Origin of the sequence: Bombella saccharophila, assembly GCF_026385475.1 — a bacterium.
GTDB classification, from domain to species: Bacteria; Pseudomonadota; Alphaproteobacteria; order Acetobacterales; family Acetobacteraceae; genus Bombella; species Bombella saccharophila.
On the sequence record NZ_JANIDW010000002.1, the window covers coordinates 159,373 to 178,034 of the forward strand.

Here is an 18,662-nt window from a genome sequence, read left to right on the forward strand (position 1 = left end):
GCGTATGTGCAAGCTATTATGTTGCTCATGCCCGCAACGGTATTATATGCAGCGGCTGCACAGGCGGAGGAGGTCGGCATAACAGGGGCTGGCTCTAGCTTTGCCGCGCCTATTTATCAGAGCTGGAGTGTACCTGCGGGGGCGCAAACGGGTGTAGATGTCAATTATCAGACCGTTGGCTCCAGCGCAGGGCAGGACCAAGTGATTGAGCGCACGGTGGATTTTGGGGCATCTGATAAACCGATGAGCGCTGAGCGTTTAGCTAAGACGCATCTTTATCAATTCCCCACCGTGATGAGCGGTGTGGTATTGGTGGTCAATCTGCCAGGTGTGCCAGAGGGGCAATTACGGTTGGATGGCCCAACGATTGCCGCGCTTTATGATGGGCGCATCACAGATTGGGATGACCCGCGCATTAAAGCCCTCAACCCTGATATTACATTGCCTGATATGGGGGTTGTGGCCATCCATCGCGCTGATGGTGCGGGGACGAGTTACGTTTTTACTTCTTATCTCTCTGAGGTGTCTCCACAATGGAAGGAGAAAATCGGGGCTGGTACATTGGTGGAATGGGCCGGTGGGGCCGGGGCGCGGGGGAATGATGGCATTGCGGCCCTTGTCCGTCAGACAGAGGGAAGCATTGGCTATGTGGAATACGCTTATGCGGCCCAAAATCACCTCGATATTGTGCAGTTAAAAACACATGACGGGGCGTTTATCGCGCCATCTTTGCAGAGCTTTGTTGCTGCCGCCGCTGCTGCACATTGGGAGGCGAAGGAGCAGTTCGCCGTTAATTTGCTCGATCGCCCCGGTGTGGGGAGTTGGCCTATTGTCTCGGCTACTTATGTGCTCGTGCCAGAAGATGCCGTGGACCAGCCAGAGGGCCGGGCGGTGAAGCAGTTCTTCCAATGGGGGTTTGCCCATGGAGGCGAGATTAACGCCCAGCTTGGTTATGTTGGCTTGCCCAAAGAAGTTAGTGATGCGGTTTTATCGGGTTGGCCTTCGAGCGCAGCAAAGCGGTAAGGAGGGAGACCTGCCCTTCATGCCGCAGCCCATGCCAGCTCAGGAGTGTATCGACCAAGAAGGCGAGCAGAGCTGCGACCGTGCAGCTTAGGGCGGAGCCAAAGAGAGCCAACAGCCACAGGGATGTTGTGGCATCGCCTAAAGAGCCGACAAATAGCGCAATGGCCGCCCCGCAGGTGAGTGCCCCGCCAAGGCCATTGAGGATAATGGCAAGGTCTAACACAACAATGCGGCGTGTGAGGCGTTTTTGGCGGATTTTTAGCCGTCTTGGTGTATCGTAGCTATATTGAGGCTCCTTCTCCGGCGGGGCTGCGAGGAGGCGGTTCACATTATCCAGATGGTCCGACACACGGGCAAGCCTTGTGTTGAAGATGTTGATGAGGGTGCCAATACCGGAGAGCATAAAGACCGGTGTTAGAGCCATCTGAATCACATGGGCGGCATCATCGAGCGTGTTCATTTGCTGGCTGAGGAAGGGGAGCGTATCGGTTAGGGGCATGGTCGGCCAGTTGCAGGCTATAGGGTTACAAGGCAAAGTCTTGCGGAGTGCGAATCGGCACTATCTGCTCTGGGGATGATGCATGAGGGACGCTGGATGAGCAACCGGGCTATGATGTGGTGGGGTGGTTTGCTAGCTTTTTGGGGCGTGGCGTTTGCTGCTCATGCGGAGGGGCGCGTGGCAGAAGCGCTCCCACCGGCTTGCCCACCGCCTGCCCAGCAGGTGGAGCTTGCGTGCCAAAGCTGGACGGAGCTTGATGCTGCCTTCAAGCAAGGGGTGATGACGGCCATTTTGCCCATAGGTGGGACGGAGCAGAGCGGGCCTTATATGGCGGTGGGTAAACATAATGTGCGGGCGCAGAGCCTTGCTGATGTGATTGCCCGCACGCTTGGCCATACGATGGTTGCCCCTGTTGTGGCGTATGTTCCAGAAGGGGGAACACAGCCACGCACAGGCCATATGCGTTTTGCGGGGACGTTATCCATCCCGCCCTCTGTATTTGCAGGTCTTATCGAAGGGGCTGTGGAGAGTTTACGCACACAGGGCTTTAGGACCATTGTGTTGCTAGGAGATCATGGAGGGTACCAAACCCAGCTAGAGGGTTTAGCCCGTAAGGTGAATAAACGCTGGGCGGCAGAGGGGCAGTTAGCGCGTGTATTATATGTGGGGGCTTATTATGATGCGATTGCCCAAGAGTACGCCCCTTATTTACGGCAGCATGGTTATGGTGTGGCTTTGGGGAAACATGCTGATATAAGTGATACGTCACTCATGCTTGCGGTGGACCCTTCCCTTGTGCGGGAGGGGCTTCTGAGGCAGGTTGGAAAACCAACGCCTGCTGATGGGGTCTATGGTGGGGACCCGCGGCAGGCAACGGCTGAACTTGGCCGGGTCGGCATAGCCATGCAGGTGCAGGCTGCTGTTAAGGCCATTTCTTCTTTTAACAGGAGGCACCCATGAGGCTTAAAGTTTCTTTCCTTACAATGGGGGCGTTGTTGATGGCCGGGGCAGCTTATGCCCAGCAAACAACACCTCAGCCAGACCCAGAAGATGACCCGATTGTTGCTGAGTCTCCCAAGCCGTTTTCTGATTCCACACCGCCAGCCGCCAAAGCCGCTGTACCTTCACCTTCTACAACGGGTGAGGCTGTAAAGCCTGTTGCTTCTGCGGTGGAGACAATCCCCGGCATGCTGCCTGTGCCGGATGCGCATAATATCTATAGCGAGGCTAGCGGGCCGGATAAGATTTCACCCGCCATTGCGCAGGACCTGGAGCGCATTTATGTGCCGAATTTGCGGGGTAATAGCGTCTCGGTGATTGACCCTAAGACCTATAAAGTCGTGGATACCTTCCCCGTTGGGCGGTCCCCACAACATGTTGTGCCCTCATGGGATTTGCGGACCTTATGGGTGACGAATAATAGTGAAGGCCATACGGATGGCTCCCTCACCCCGATCGACCCACATACAGGCAAGCCCGGTAAGGCTGTCGCGGTGGATGACCCTTACAATATGTACTTCACCCCCGATGGGCAGAATGCCATTGTTGTGGCAGAGGCACATCGCCGGTTGGACTTCCGTGATCCCCATACAATGGCTCTTAAAGGCTCGGTTGAAGCCCCGCTTTGTGAGGGGATTAACCATGCGGCTTTCTCTGCTGATGGGCGTTATGCCATTTTTACATGTGAGTTCGGGCGGTATTTGGCGAAGGTCGATACGGTCAATCGTAAGCTTTTAGGGATGTTGAAGCTCTCTAAAGGCGGGATGCCGCAAGATGTGCTTGCTGCACCAGATGGGCATAAGTTCTATGTTGCTGATATGCATGCCGATGGTGTGTTCATCATTGATGGTGATAGTTTTAAAGAGACAGGCTTCATCCCCACAGGGTTAGGGACGCATGGGCTGTACCCAAGCCGGGATGCTAAATTGCTTTATGTGGCGAACCGTGGGTCTCATATGGTTCATGGGCCGCGCCATAGCAAAGGGAGTGTCTCGGTTGTGGATGTCGCGACCGATAAAGTGTTAAAGACATGGCCCATCCCCGGCGGTGGTAGCCCCGATATGGGCAATGTGAGTGCTGATGGTAAGACATTATGGCTCTCTGGCCGGTTTGATGATGTCGTTTATGCGATTGATACCCAAACCGGGGCGATGAAAAGCATCCCTGTAGGGGCAGAGCCTCATGGCTTGACTGTCTGGCCACAGCCGGGCCGTTACAGCATCGGCCATACGGGCATTATGCGTTAATTGGCTGGAAGCTTATAAGGCATGTAAAAGGGAAAAGGGGGCTTCGGCTCCCTTTTTTCATCATAGCGCGCAGGGAGGGCATGATGAGGGTACGGCGTTTGGAGGCAGTGTGGGGCAGTGTGATGGCCTATATGGGGCTATTATGCCTCATGGGGGTGATGGCATTATCGCAGGCTGATGCTGCTGAGAGTACGCCGGTTGTGACCTCCCATACACGCGCAAGCCTTGTAAGCGCGGTGGATGCTCTACCCAATGGGACGGCATCACAGCCTGATAAAACGGGTGCAGAGCTGTTATTAGGGTTGCGCCTTCAATTACAACCGGGATGGCACAGCTATTGGCAAAACCCCGGTGATGCGGGGGAGCCGACACATATTCGCATCACCATCAGCGGGGCGCGCAGCGGGGCGGGGGAGCAAATAGAATGGCCCGTGCCAGAGCGTCTCTCCGAGGGTGAATTGATGGCCTATGGCTATCGGGGGGATGTGCTTCTTCCCGTTAAAGTACCGTTAGAAGGGCAAGGCAATGGGGTGGTGCAGATAACCGCGCAGGCTGATTGGCTTGTTTGTGCTGATATTTGCATCCCCGAAAGCGGGCACTTCACCCTTACTTTGCCCGCGCGTGAGGCAGCTACAACGCCCCCAAGTGCTGAGGCAGATTTGTTCCGCAAGGCGGAGGCGGAATTGCCGCAGCCTTCTCCCTTTACGGCGTCTATCACAGCGGAAGGGCGGCTTGTTCTGCACGGGGCGGGACTAGTGTCTGATACGGTGCGGCAAGCGTGGTTTTTGCCTTTAGAGGGCGGCGTTATCGCCCATGCCGCCCCGCAGGCTGTGACGGTCGAGCCGGGTTATGTGCAGATTCAACTCAAGCCAGATGCGTATGCGCAGCCGCCTTTTTGGCAGAAGTCTTTGGCAGGCGTGGTTGTGTTGGTGGATGGGGCAGGCAATCGCTCTGCTATACATATTACAGCCATGCCGTCCCCTCACGATGTCAGGCAGAAGGCGGGGCAGAGCGTCTTTGGGGTGTTGCTCGCAGCCTTTTTAGGTGGGATGATTTTAAACCTCATGCCATGTGTGTTTCCTGTCTTGGCGATGAAGATTGTCTCTTTTGCCGCAATGGGTGGGGTAGAATGGCGCAGCCGTGTGCAGAGTGCCACATGGTATGGCCTCGGTGTTATGGGCAGTTTTGTGGCCTTTGGCATAGGGATGATGGCTCTACGCTATGGGGGAGCTACGCTGGGATGGGGCTTTCAGTTTCAATCCCCGGCCTTTGTGGTGGGGATGGGATGGCTCTTATTTCTTATGGCTCTGACCTTAGGGGGCGTATTTCACATTACAGGGGGGCGGTTGGTCGGGATGGCTGGCCAAAGGATGGCAGGGCATGGCCCGGTGAGGGAGCTGCTCACAGGTTTATTAGCCGTCATTGTGGCAACGCCTTGCACGGCCCCTTTTATGGGGGTGGCGATTGCAGCGGCTTTTAATGGGCCTGTTTGGATGGGAGGGGTCATCTTCCTCATGCTGGGGGCGGGGTTGGCCCTGCCCTATGTTATGTTGGCTCTTATGCCGGGGGTGGCAGGTTATATTCCGCGCCCTGGCCCGTGGATGGAGCGGGTAAAGCAAGGGTTGGCGTTCCCCCTTTTTGCAAGTTTTGTGTGGTTATTATGGGTCGCTGTGCAGCAAAGCGGGCCAGATATAGTGGTCGTTATGGGGGGCGGGGCTGTGTTGCTCGGCTTAGGCGGCTGGTTTTATGGCCTTGCCCAACAGGCCGCCATGACCGGTCGTACGCCGCGTTTTATGTGGTTCTGCCGTGGGGTGGCGATTTTATGCCTGTTATTATGTGCGCTGGGCCTGATGCAGGTGAGGACGCACGTTCGTGATGTTGCGCAAAAAAATGCCCCTTCCTTTATAGAGCCATTCTCTGAAAAACGCTTGGCAGCCTTACGCGCAGCAGGGCGGCCTGTTTTTGTGGATATGACCGCCTCATGGTGCATCACATGCATGGTAAATGAGCGTGTGGCGTTAGATGTCCCCTCTGTTCAGCAGGCTTTTCATGAGCATGGTGTGACGTTATTGCGGGGGGATTGGACGCAGCATGATGAGGCGATAACGGCCTTCCTTCGTGCGCATGGGCGTGAGGGCGTGCCTTTTTATCTCTACCTTTCCCCACAGGGGAAAGAGGTGCTTTTGCCACAGATATTAACGCCGACCCTCGTGCGGGATGTGCTGCGGCAATAATATGATGTGGTAGTATTTTCTTTTTACTTTGTGTTAATAAAGACGCCATAATTTTGCTGGCTGAAGTGATTATCTGACCAAGCTAGGGATGGGCCTGTCAGCGGGGCAGGGGAGGCTGCCTTGTTGTGGGGATATAAGCACGTTGTAAAGGGAACGATCATTATATGCTGGACCGTTTTGTAGCTTATAATGCTCGTCACAATGGTGCGGATATTGCTTTTGGCAGCATGGCACGCCAGCAAAGCTATGCGCAGCTAGAGGCGATTGTGAGTCGGCTCGCTCGTGCGTTGGAGGGGTTGCGAGATTTAGCCCCACGTCGTGTAGCAGTGCAATGTGCTGATACGTGGCGGCATTGGGCATTAACGCTTGCATTAGGGCGGTTGGGTTTAGCCTCAGCTTCTTTACTCAATGGTGATGTCTCAGAGGAGGATTTAACCCTCCTGCACCCAGAGATTATTATTATCCATGGTACAGGGGGTTTGCCTGCTGGCGAGGGACGGTTGATCCTTGATGAGGCATGGTTTGAGCGTGTGTTGGAAGGGGTAGAGGAGGATGACGCCTCTAACTACTACCCGCCTGTACCGGTAGAGCCTTCTGCACCGTGCCGGGCTGCGTTGGTGAGTGGGACAGACCGTAACACGCATTTGCTAGAGCTAAGTTTTACAGAGTTAGAAGCAGAGCTTCATCGCTTTATTTATCATGATATGGTGGAGTTTTTCTTACGGAAAGGGCGAGATACACAGCTTGTAGGGAATAAACCACATTTACTATGTTCTATTGGTCCGCAATCGTTAAGCGGCTTCCTTATGGCTGGGGCGGCCTTGGCAGCGGGCACAACAGTGCATAGTAGCGATGCCCAAAATATCGCTACAGAGATGATGCAGGCTTCAGAGATATTATTGGTTTTGACCCCGGCTCATTTAGGTTATGTGCTTAAAGCCCTTCCCCCTACAACGCAGCTTATGAGCCATATTCACTTGCGTGTTGTAGGGGCTGGATTATCTCAACAATTATTAGAGCAAACGAGAGAGCGTTTTACCCCTCATGTGCAGATTGTTTATGGCACGGACGAGACGGGGATTGTTACGGCTATTTCTGCGGAAAAACGGCAAAATGAAGAGAGTGTTGGCATGCCTCTCCCTTGGGTGGAGGTGGAGGTTGTAGATGCTAAGGGACAGCGATGCCCAATTGGTGAGGTAGGTCATATCCGTATTCGGAGTGGTAGTGTGCGGGGCTATAGGGATGGTCGTCCTACCAGTGGGGCACGCTTTCATGAGGGGTGGTTTTACCCGGGGGATCGCGGTGCCATCTCAACAACAGGGGAGGTGCATCTCCATGGCCGGGCCGATGCGTTGATAAATGTGGGTGGAGCGAAGTTTGACCTCGGTGTTGTTGAGGAGATTCTTCTTACAGAGCCACGCATTAAAGAGGCAGGCGTATTCATGCTGGAGGACCGCCAGGGTGTAGAGCGGTGCTATGCTGCGATTGTCTCGACTGAAACATTTGATGAACAAGCCCTTTCCGTCAAATTACGGCAGCGTTATGCCGCTTTGCCCCCTGTTACGATGATTTGGGTGCCAGAAATCCCACGCACAACGGAAGGTCATGTGGAGAGAGAGCGGCTACGGGCCATGTTGAAGGACTATATCCAGCATAAGTTAGAGCGGTGATGAGGCCTATGTATCGCGCGGATGAGATAGCCATTATCGGCACAGGTTGCATATTGCCAGCGGGCCTTGCGGATATGGAGGGGTTGTGGCGGTTTTTACTTGATCGCCGCGATGGTTGTGTTGCTGTGCCGGAGGACCGTTGGGGGCGGCGGCGTTTTTATGACCCGGTGGACCACATGCCGGGTAAGACGACCATGCAATATGGCCATTTTCTCACCTTAGAGGAGCATCAGTTTGAGCCCCTCTTTTTTGGTATTTCCCCGCGTGAGGGGACATTGATGGATGTCCCCCAGCGTTTGCTTTTAAGCGTGGCATGGCATGCTATGGAGAGTGCCAATATAAAAGCTAGCGCGTTGGAGGGAACGCGGACGGGTGTTTTTGTGGGGAGCTTTACGCAAGATCAGCTCATTCATTGCGGCAGCCCGTTTATGCAGTCGCAAATTCGCGACCAATTTGCGGCTTTATCCTCCGTTATGACAATGCATGCGGCTCGGTTGGCTCATGTTTATGGGTTAAAAGGCCCGACCATTGCGATGGATACGGCGTGTTCTTCTTCTCTTGTGGCGGTGCATCAAGCCTGTAACAGCCTTCGCCTTGGGGAATGTGACGTAGCTTTAGCCGGTGGGGTAAATTGTATTTTCGCCCCGCAAACCGCCATGCTGATGACAAAAGGACGCTTCTTAGCCAAGGATGGGCGGTCTAAATCCTTTGCGGCCGATGCTGATGGGTATGGGCGTGGGGAAGGCTGCGTCATATTGATGCTCAAACGTCTTAAAGATGCTGTGCGCGATGGTAATGAGATTCGCGGTGTGATTTGCAGCTCTGGGGTGAATCAGGATGGTCATACGCCTGTTCTCACCATGCCAGATGCAGAGGCCCAAGAGCGCTTGATGCGTGAGGTCTTGGGTAAGGCTAAGGTTGCCCCGCGCGATGTTGCTTATGTGGAGGCCCATGGGACGGGCACACCGGTCGGTGACCCGATTGAGGCTAAGGCGATTGGGCAAGCCATTGGGCAGTATCAGGATGAAGGGAAGCCTGTCCTTGTTGGGTCAGTAAAGGCGAATCTGGGCCATTTGGAAGCTGCGGCAGGGGGTGCTGGCGTGTTGAAGGCTATGCTGTGCTTGGAGCATGGTATGGTCCCCGGCCAAGCGAATTTAAAAGAGCTTAACCCGGCTATCCCGTTTGATGAGTATGGCATTAAGGTGGCTCAAGGTGAGCCAAGCCCTCTGCCCCAACGCGATAAGCTTTATGCGGTGGTAAACTCCTTTGGGTATGGCGGGACCAATGCCGTAGCCTTGCTGCGGCGGCCTACAGAGGCGGAGAAAAATGCCGCCCGTAAGAAGACTATGCGCGAGCATCGGCTTAAAGGGGTGCGGCCAGCAGGTTTTATGGGGCGGACGCCTTTGCTGCTGAGTGCATTTTCTGAGGCGTCGCTCAAGCGGATGGGCCATGTTTATGCCGCTCAACTAGGGGATGAGGCGGATAAGCGTCTGTGGGATGGGCTGTGTTTTGCCGCAGCACGATATAGGGCACGCTTCCGCCAACGGGCCCTTATCCTCCCAGAGCGTGGGGCAGATGCGTATGTGCAAGCGCGTGAGGCGTTGGAGGCCTTGGCGGTGGACCGTAATCACCCAGCCCTCTTTACGGGTAAAGCGGTGGTGGACCAGCCGGTAAAGCCTGTCTTTTTATGCTCTGGTATGGGGCCACAATGGTGGGGGATGGGGCGTTACTTGCTGCGTAAGGCCCCGGCTGAAGTGCGCGCTCTTGCCCAGCAATGTGATGTGTTTTTTCAGGAGCTAGCAGGTTGGTCTTTACGGGATGCGTTGTTGCAGCCAGAGCGTAAGTCCCGCGTGCAGGAAACAGAGGTTGCACAGCCTGCCATCTTTATGGTGCAGATATGCCTTGCGGCATTTTTTGCTCATTATGGCATTACGCCGGGGGCTGTGGTTGGCCATAGTGTTGGGGAAGTGGCAGCAGCCTATATAAGTGGTGCGCTGGAGCTTAAAGACGCCGTTACGGTTATTTACCATCGCAGCCAGTTGCAGGGCCGTCTTGCTGGGCGTGGAACGATGCTGGCCGTTGGGCTAGGGCGCGAGATGTTGGCCAAACGGTTGGAAGGCCGCTTTGGCGAGCAGATTAGCATTGCGGCGGTTAATAGTGGGGAGTCTTGCACAGTTGCAGGGCCGCAAGACGCTCTTGCAGAGCTAGAGCAAGCATGTCGCAAGGAAGGTGTGTTTGCCCGCTTCCTCAAGGTTGAAGTCCCTTATCATAGCCCAGAGATGGCCGCTATTGAGCACGATATGCTCATAGCCTTGGCGCAGATTCAGCCTAAAAAACCGGTGATTCCGCTTTATTCCACCGTGACGGGTCAAGCATGGCGGGATGAGGAGCGTCATGATGGCGCATATTGGTATGCAAACGCGCGTGAGCCGGTCTTATTTTATGAGGCTATGCACCATCTGTTGCAGGATGGTCATGCCGTCTTTTTAGAGGTCGCGTCACATCCGGTTTTGGGGGCCTCTGTGACGCATTGTGCGGAGGAAGGGCGATATGAGGTCGCCGTCATCCCCACTTTGCGCCGTCATCATGATGATGCAGAAGGGCTATTGCGTGCCTTAGTACGCCTAACCTTGAGTGGGGCGGAGCCGGATTGGCGTTATATCCTTCGGGCCGAGCGGATGGATTTACCCTTCTATCGGTGGGTTGAAAAATTAGTCCCCTCTTTGGAGACAGAAGCCGCGCGGCGTGACCGGTTGGATGAGCAGGTTCATCCTGTTTTAGGGACACCGAGCCTATTGGAAGGGCGTGCGTGGCGGGCGGATATTAGTGTCGTCGTGATGGAGTGGCTGATGGACCATAAGGTGCATCAGATGGTGCTGTTCCCCGCTGCGGCTTATATTGAGGCCGCTTTGGCGGCTCATGCACAGTTGGAGGCCAAAGCCCCCGCTGTGATTGAGGATGTGACCCTCAATACCCCCCTTGTTGTGCAAGAGGGGCAAGTGCCCGTTATGATGTGGCGGTTTAACACAACAACGCGGCGTTTAAGCTTTGAGAGTGAAAGCTTTGCATGGAATGGGGATTGGCAAACTCATGGTCATGCTACGGTGTTGCAAGCGGCTCCGTGGTGTGCGACTGCGGAGCGGAATCAGGGGTTCGATTTTACGGCTCTTTGCCAAGGGACCACATGTTTTGAAGGGGCAGAGGTTTATCAGGCTTTTGCCACGATCGGGCTGGAATATGGCCCTGCCTTCCAAACCTTGCGAAGCTTACATCGTGGGGCGGGCTATGTCGTGGCAGAGATTGCCCTTGCTGATGACCAAGCTGCCACAATAGGCGAGTATTTGCTGCACCCAGCATTGCTCGATGGGGCTATGCACGCGCTTATCGGGGCCTTCCCCTTTGAGGAGCAAAAGGAGGTATTCGTCCCTGCATCAATCGAGCGGGTGAGTTATCTGGGGCAGAAGGTTGCGCGGCTTTATGTAAAGGTCACACCGACCCAACGGACGGAGCGGAAGATTGTTGCGGATATGCAGCTCTTTACCCCAGAGGGAGAGTTGGTGTGCGAGTTATTAGGGCTATGTTGCCGCCGTATGGCTCGCCGTGGGGGAGACCGTTCTACAGGTGCGCATCTTATTTACGCACCGGAATGGATTCATGCAGAGCAGCAGCTTTTGTTAAGTGAGCCTTTGGCGATTACGTTTTGTCATGCGGAAAATGACGCTCTTGCAGAGGCTGTAGCGGAGATGCTGCATCAAAATGGGGCAGATATAACCCATGCTGCTTCTCTTAACGGGGCGGATTTAGCGGAACGCTTGGCGCATGAGTCCTTTTTAAGCAAACAACGTGCGCTTGTGTTGTTCCCGCGAGATGGTGCGGATTATCAACACTGCCTTGATGATGTGATGGCGTGTGTTGAGGTCATCCAACATATTCCACAACGGCGGCGGAAGCATCGCCTTGCGGTCATCCTCATCACGCGTGGGGCTTATGCGGAGCATGGGCAGGCTGTGGCGATGCAGCGTGTGTTCCATGGTTTGTTACGCGCTGTGGAGGCAGAGAGAACAGACCTAGCCATACGTTGTGTGGATGTCCCCGCTATTGGGGCGGACCAGCTAGTAGAGGATATCGCTGCCGAGCTGGTGTTGGAGGGGTGTGCTGAGGATAGTGTCTGGTTGCGCCCGAGTGATGAGGGTGTGCAGCGGCTTGTTCAGCGGTTAGTCTCCCCATCTCTCAAGCCAGAGCCGCAACCTGTCTCATGGGGTGAGATTATCAGCTTTCATGATGAGGGGAGCTGTAGCGTGCGGCTAGAGGGGGGACGCGCGAACACGGTGGAGACCATCCGCTGGCAGGCTTATACCGTGCCAGAGCCGGGGCCGGGTGAAGTCAAGCTGCGGACATTAACAGCCAGCCTTAACTTTAAGGATGTTCTTAAAGCCCTTGGTCTCCTCCCGGAGAGCGTGATTGAGGGGACCTTTAACGGCGAAAGCCTCGGTCTTGAGGCCGTGGTGGAGGTTGAAGCCGTTGGTGAGGGTGTTGAGGATATGGCACCGGGTGATCGGCTTGTTGTGGCTTATCCTGATAGCTTTGCTTATCGCCGTGTGTTGAAGGTAAGTGCGCTGGCAGGCTGTGCCTTTAAGCTTTCGGCTGATCTAACGCATGAGGCTTTAGAGCAGCTTGCCGGTGTGCCCGTGGCCTTTATGACGGCCTATTACACCTTAGTGAAGTTAGCACATCTTGCCGGAGGGGAGAGTGTGCTGATTCATGCTGGGACAGGTGGTGTAGGGCAGGCAGCAATTCACATTGCAAAAATGCGTGGGGCTGTCATTTACACCACAGCGGGCAATCCGGAGAAGCGGGACTATCTACGCCAACAAGGCTGTGCCGGTGTGTGGGATTCCCGTACGTTAGAGTTTGTCGATGGTATCCGTGAGGCTACCGGGGGCCGCGGGGTAGATGTGGTGTTGAACTCCCTCCCCGGTGAGGCGATGGTTCATAGCCTTAAACTTGTCGCGCCGATGGGCCGGTTTGTGGAGATTGGCAAGCGCGATATTGTTGAGCATCGGGCGTTGGATCTGAGGCCGTTTAATGAGAATCTGACCTATATCTCCTTCGATATGGACCGGATGATGCCGCATGAGGCGTTGTTTGGGATTATGGATGAGATTTTGACGCTCAGCCGGGAGGGTAAGCTTGCTCCCTTGCCGATAAAAACCTTCCCTGCGGCTGAGGCGGCGGAAGCCTTCCGCTATATGATGGCCTCGCGGCATATTGGGAAGGTGCTGCTCTCTTATGAGGATATGAGCGGCCTAAAGGCACGGCCTATTGCGCGCCCCTTACCGGGCTTTAAGCGGGATGGCTCGTACCTCATTACCGGGGGGATGGGCGGCTTTGGCCTCAAAACGGCGGAATATCTGCTCTTACAAGGGGCGGGGGCTGTGCATCTGGCTGGGCGGACCTTACCGCAAGACCCGGAGCGTCAACATGCTATCGCTCAGCTTAACAAGCTTGCTGCGGCGCATGGCGGGCAGGTTGTAACGCATCGGCTGGATGTCACCCAACCTCATGCGGTGAAGGCATTAGTGCGGAAGCTCGCTCAAGATGAGCGGCCATTGCGCGGGGTGTTCCATGCGGCTGGGGTGGTGGAAGACCAGCTTATTGAATCGATGGATGATTCGCGCAGCATCGCCCGTGTTATGGCCCCCAAAATCGTGGGGGCGCAGGCTTTGGATGAAGCAACGCGTGGCCTGAAGTTGGATCATTTTGTCCTTTATTCCTCCTTTACGGCAGAGTTGGGGAATGTGGGGCAGAGCAGCTATATCGCGGCTAATAGTTACCTTAACGCTCTGGCAGAACATCGCCGCCAGCAGGGCTTACCGGCTCTTGCTGTAGGGTGGGGAGCGATTGGTGATGTCGGCATGGTGACAGAGAGTGCGGGGGCGGGCCGTCTTTTTGAGGCTGCGGGTATTAAAACCATGAAAGCGGCGGATTCTTTGGCCCTTTTACCGGTTCTTTATGGTGTGGAGCGCAGTGAAGTCTCTGTGGTGGAGATTGATTGGCGGCAGGCTTTTGGGGCTCTCACATGGCTGAAAAACTCGGCACGTTTTGCGCTCTTGCAGCAAGAGAGCCAAAGCGGTGGCGTTTCTGATTCCGTGCAGCTTTTAATGAGCATGCCTGAGGGGGAGCGACTAGATTATGTGCTGACACGGTTAAAGCAGCAATTAGGGACGGTCCTCCAAGTCGACCCGCAGGGCATTGCTGACAGCGCGCGTCTCTCTGAATTGGGGATTGATTCCCTCGCCGGGGTGGAGCTGCAAACGGCTATCAATGTGGAGTTTGGTGTGGATGCGACCTTAACGCTCCTTGCACGGAGTGAAACCATCATCGAGATGGCGCGGAGCCTGCTGCAACAAGCCGTGATGATGGTGCAGCAAGGCGGTGCCATCACGGTGGAAGGGGCAGATCTATGAGGAGGGTTTCCTATAGGACGATTCAACAGCATGGTTATGTGGTTGATTTTTATGAAAATACGCTTGCTGTTCTAAATAAAGATAAAAACCGGCTGGATGAGATGCTCAGCTTCCGGGCGGTGGAAAACCCCGATAAGGTCCGCTTCTTCTTACTTGATGAGGAAGGGGAGATTGAGGAGAGTGCGACCTTCCAGCAAATGCATGATTGGGCATGTCGGATTGCCGGATTGGTGGATCGCTTCATGCCAGAGCGGTCCCGGGTTGTTTTATGTTTTGAGAATGGAACAGCCTCTGTAGCGGGCTTTTTTGGCTGCCTTTATGCGAATATGGAGCCTGTCTCTGGTGTGTATCCGGCTATGTTGGGCAGCGCAGACCGGCTTTTTGAGATTGTGGAGGATTGTGGGGCGGTTGCGGTGCTCGGCACGCGCGAGACGCTTATGGGCTTTAGGCGGCAGGCTGATGGGCGGGCTGCGGGTCTTAAATGGATCCCCATAGAAGGTGCCGAGCAGGCCAAACCGCTTCATCGCCGTCATGCTGCAGCGTTGGATGATATTGCCTATGTGCAATATACGTCTGGCTCTACGGGGCATCCGCGCGGTGTGAAGATTACGCACCGCAATGTGGGGGCGAACCTCCAACAATTGATGCTCCGTGGTAATTTATGGGCGGGGGAGAGTGGGCTTATTTGGCTCCCCCTCTCGCATGACCTTGGTTTGGTGAGTGTGCTTTATTGCATCGGGGCTGGTGGGGCCTTGTGGTTGATGCGGCCAGAGCATTTTATCGCCAAGCCGGAGCGATGGGTGCAGGCGATCGACCGGTATCGCCTCAGCTTTTCCGCTGGGCCTAATTTTGCTTATGAGCTTTTGGCGCATCGGGTACCAGATACTGCTTTGGAGGGGTTAGACCTCTCTTGCTGGGCATGGTCTTTCATCGGGGCGGAGATGATAGAGCAGGATACGGTGGAGAGGCTTTTTCAGCGCTATATGCCTTTAGGGTTGAAAAAATCTGTCCTTAGGCCCGGCTATGGGATGGCAGAAACCACCTTGATGATCGCTAGCGGTGAGGGTGATGGCAAAGAGGTTGTGTCTTTTGAGATTGTGTCGCGCTATGCTTTGGCAGAGGGGCGCGTTGCCCCCCCGCAGACGGCGTATGATAAGCGGGCCGTGGCGAATTGTGGGCGTGTGATTGAAGGGCATGCCATCCTTGTGGTGGACCCGGAGAGCGAAACCTGCTTGCCAGAAGGTCAGGTGGGGGAATTATGGTTGAGCGGGCCGTCTGTCACGCCGGGCTATGTGAATTGTGAGGTCGAAAATCGCGAGCGTTTCATTATAGGCGATGATGGCCGCCGGTGGTTCCGTAGCCGTGACCTAGGGTTCATGCAGCAGGGGTGTTTGTTGGTCTCTGGGCGGTTGGATAATGGTGTACTGATTGATGGTCAGCGTTATGATCCTGCGGATTTAGCCCAAGCCGTGCGGCAGGCTTGCCCACTTTTTCACAGCCGTGGCGTAGCGGTGTTTCGTTACGAAGGCCTATTATGCGTCATGGGGGAACTTTCTTTAACGCATATTCGTCAGACCGAGGGGCACAAGGATGTGCTGGCGGCTATGGCGCGGGCTATGAGACGGGTTTGCCCAGTCAAGCACATACGCTGCGTATTGGTGCGCCAAGGGGGCATATGGCGGACCCCCAGTGGGAAAGTGCGTCTTTCTGCGACATGTGCAGCCTATGCTGAGGGACGAGTGCCCATTGTGCAGGAGCAACGTTTCGGCCCTGAATTTTTAGAGCGTATCGAGGTTTTGGCCTGGGGAGAGCGGCCTTTATGAGTGAGCATAAAACGATTGTACTAACGCAAATTGGCCCCGAAGGTATCCGGTATGATTTTAATGATGGATGCCGTGTTTGGGTGCCAGAAGGGGCAACATGGTTAGTCCGTTTGCGGGATATGGAGACCGATACGGTTTTGTTCATGCAGGAGATTGCAGGCTCTGGCATGGTGCAGAGCTTTAAACGTTATTATATTCAGTTTGAGATTTGTATCTGGAAGAATAGCGAACTTATTTTCACGCATGTGTGTGATTTACGGAATCGTGAAGTTCTTATTACGATGAATTTGGGTGGACTTGGGGATCATATTGCCTGGATTGGTCACGCTATTGCGTTTGTTGAAAAACACGATTGTAAGGCGACGTTCTTCATTAATCCATTATTGATCCCACTATTCGAGGATGAATATCCGCATATTCGTTTTATTGGTGAATCTGATATGCAGGATAGACAATATTACGCACATTACAGCGTGCTTGTTTTTTTTGAGGACCATCAGCGCATCTGTCAGCCTAATGATTATCGCCAGAGTGGCCTTGCCCATATGGGCGCGTATATTTTGGGGCTTCCACCGCAAGATCGAAGGCCGCGTGTCTCGGCTGATCAAGAGGGGCGTCCGATGGTGGAGCCCTATGTATGCATAGCCGCCCAAGCATCAGGCCTTAGTAAATATTGGAACAACCCGCGTGGGTGGTATGACCTTGTGCGCTTTCTTAAAGAAAAAGGCTATAAAGTTGTATGTATTGATAAAGACAGGATGGGAGGGCCTATTGCGGCGTTACGCCCTATTCCACATGGGACGCAAGATGAAACAGGCCCCCGCCCCTTAACAGAGCGTGTGCGTTGGTTAAAACATGCAGCATTTTTTGTGGGGACGTCATCGGGGTTATCTTGGTTAGCTTGGGCGGCAGGGACACCAGTGGTGATGATAAGTGGTTATACCGAGCCCTATAATGAGTTCATGACGCCGTATCGCATCATTAATCGGAATGTTTGTAATGGTTGTGCGAATGATGTGAATATTGATCTGCGTGCTGAAGATGCCTTTTTTTGCCCTCGGCATAAAGGTACGGACCGTATGTTCGAATGTTCTATTGGGATTTCTTTTACGCAGGTGAAAGCGGTTATTGAGACGATTCCGGGTTTTGGGGAGTTGGATTAATGACAGAGCAAAAGGATCAATCCACCCAAGACACTCACAAGAAGGAGCGTATCTTACAAGATATTGCCATGTTACGCCCTGCCTCTTCATCCTCGGAGTTATTAGTAGCGGGGGGCACGGTTTCTACTATGGGCGAAGAAGGTGCAGCAGAGCCGATTCAGTCTGATAAGGCGTCCTCTGCCTCTACGACGGACCATCATGTAAAAGACGATGATATTGAGCGCATCCCTGGTGCTATATTCCCTGCCCCAGCGACTATACTTACGCAGGAAGGGCCACATGGGCTGCGTTATGACTTTAATCTAGGGATACGCGTTAAGCTTCCAGAAGGGGAGCAATGGCGGCTACGCTTTTGGGACGGGCAGACTGATACATGCCTTTATGACCAGAAGAAGGGCGGGGAGGTGATATATTCCCGCAAGAAATACTTTCTCCAAGGTGTGATAGAGCTTTTTGAGGATGAAAAGCTCATCTGGACGCATCATTATAATGCGCGGGGGAAGAAGGTCGCCATTATCATGCCTGCGGGGACATTGGGCGACCCCCTTGGGTGGATGCCCTATGCAGAGCGTTTTAGCCAAGTGCATGGCTGTACGCTCACCGTTGTGGTGAGTGAAATGATCCGCGATCTCATGGCACCGGTTTATCCAGAAATTCGCTTCATGGTGGATAAAGAGTTTGGTGCTGTGCGTGATGAGTTTTACGCCACGTATTATCTCGGGCTTTTCTTCCATGATGAGGATCAGGAATGGCAACCGCGGGATTTCCGCGCGGTGGGGTTGCATCGGACGGCAGGATGGATTTTGGGTGTGGACCCGACCGAGAGCCGCCCGAGAGTGGCGATTGAGAAACCTGATACCCGCCCGATAGAGGAACCTTATGTTGTTGTTGCGGTACAGGCCTCTTGCGCGTGTAAAATGTGGCATCACCCTATTGGGTGGTTAGATACGGTAAAATACCTCAAAAAGATGGGGTATCGTGTTATTTGTATCGATAAAGACCCTGTGGTTGGGATGGGTTGTTATTGGAACGCCCTGCCTCATGGTGTGGAGGATGAAACAGGCGAGCGTCCCCTGGCAGAGCGTGCGCGTTGGTTAAAACATGCAGAGTTCTTTGTGGGGTTATCTTCTGGTCTATCTTGGTTAGCATGGGCGGTTGAGACGCCTGTTGTGATGATTAGCGGTTTTACAGACCCGATGAATGAGTTCACTACGCCGTATCGGGTCTTTAGTACGCATGGTTGTAATAGCTGTTGGCATGATGTTCGCACGCCTTTTCAGCATAATGATTATCTCTTTTGCCCCCGTCATAAAGGGACAGACCGCGCTTTTGAATGTACGCGCATCATCGGGACAGCGTATGTGATTGATACGATTAAGCGTCTCTGCCGGGACCACGGCTATGTTCCACCGGCCGTTGCGGCAGGGGAGCCTTGGCCTGATGATAAAGAGCGTGCCGAGGGCGCGACCAAACAGGAGGGTTACGAGCATCGGCATGAGGTCTATTGGACGCTCTAAGAGCATGAGGGAACCTTGAC

At 54.3% G+C, this 18,662-nt stretch carries 10 protein-coding genes; 9 read left to right on the plus strand and 1 reads right to left on the minus strand.

The window, feature by feature from the left end; translation table 11 throughout:
* The first annotated feature begins 18 nt into the window (after positions 1–18).
* On the plus strand, positions 19–1,023 hold the full coding sequence (gene pstS / locus NQF64_RS05050) for a phosphate ABC transporter substrate-binding protein PstS (RefSeq protein WP_257875131.1): 1,005 nt from the start codon (positions 19–21) through the stop codon (positions 1,021–1,023).
* Here the strand turns inward: pstS and NQF64_RS05055 are convergent.
* Complete coding sequence (locus NQF64_RS05055; RefSeq protein WP_230873348.1) at positions 974–1,522, minus strand: DUF2721 domain-containing protein; 549 nt, start codon at positions 1,520–1,522, stop codon at positions 974–976. The two genes, pstS and NQF64_RS05055, sit on opposite strands and share 50 nt — an antisense overlap.
* Positions 1,523–1,618: 96 nt before the next feature.
* Between NQF64_RS05055 and NQF64_RS05060 the strand changes: the two genes are divergently transcribed.
* The 8 genes from NQF64_RS05060 (at position 1,619) to NQF64_RS05095 (ending at position 18,642) form a co-directional block, all read left to right on the plus strand.
* On the plus strand, positions 1,619–2,482 hold the full coding sequence (locus NQF64_RS05060; RefSeq protein ID WP_266106692.1) for a creatininase family protein: 864 nt from the start codon (positions 1,619–1,621) through the stop codon (positions 2,480–2,482).
* Positions 2,479–3,768 carry a YncE family protein gene (locus NQF64_RS05065; RefSeq protein ID WP_266106693.1) on the plus strand — a complete coding sequence of 430 codons (1,290 nt, stop codon included), beginning with the start codon at positions 2,479–2,481 and terminating at the stop codon, positions 3,766–3,768. Before NQF64_RS05060 ends, NQF64_RS05065 begins: the two co-directional genes overlap by 4 nt.
* Positions 3,769–3,848: 80 nt before the next feature.
* The gene (locus NQF64_RS05070; RefSeq protein ID WP_266106694.1) at positions 3,849–6,002 is read left to right on the plus strand and encodes a protein-disulfide reductase DsbD family protein; all 2,154 of its coding nucleotides are present in this window, start codon (positions 3,849–3,851) and stop codon (positions 6,000–6,002) included.
* Between the two features lie 164 nt (positions 6,003–6,166).
* Entirely contained in the window at positions 6,167–7,672 is a 1,506-nt protein-coding gene (locus NQF64_RS05075) for a class I adenylate-forming enzyme family protein (protein ID WP_266106695.1), read from the plus strand.
* Positions 7,672–14,139, plus strand: coding sequence for a type I polyketide synthase (locus tag NQF64_RS05080; RefSeq protein WP_266106696.1), 6,468 nt, complete (start codon positions 7,672–7,674; stop codon positions 14,137–14,139). Before NQF64_RS05075 ends, NQF64_RS05080 begins: the two co-directional genes overlap by 1 nt.
* On the plus strand, positions 14,136–15,962 hold the full coding sequence (locus NQF64_RS05085; RefSeq protein WP_266106697.1) for an AMP-binding protein: 1,827 nt from the start codon (positions 14,136–14,138) through the stop codon (positions 15,960–15,962). Before NQF64_RS05080 ends, NQF64_RS05085 begins: the two co-directional genes overlap by 4 nt.
* Positions 15,959–17,125, plus strand: coding sequence for an autotransporter strand-loop-strand O-heptosyltransferase (locus NQF64_RS05090; protein WP_266106698.1), 1,167 nt, complete (start codon positions 15,959–15,961; stop codon positions 17,123–17,125). Before NQF64_RS05085 ends, NQF64_RS05090 begins: the two co-directional genes overlap by 4 nt.
* A complete protein-coding gene (locus NQF64_RS05095) occupies positions 17,125–18,642 on the plus strand; it encodes an autotransporter strand-loop-strand O-heptosyltransferase (RefSeq protein ID WP_266106699.1) in 1,518 nt (505 codons plus the stop codon). Before NQF64_RS05090 ends, NQF64_RS05095 begins: the two co-directional genes overlap by 1 nt.
* Positions 18,643–18,662: the final 20 nt, after the last annotated feature.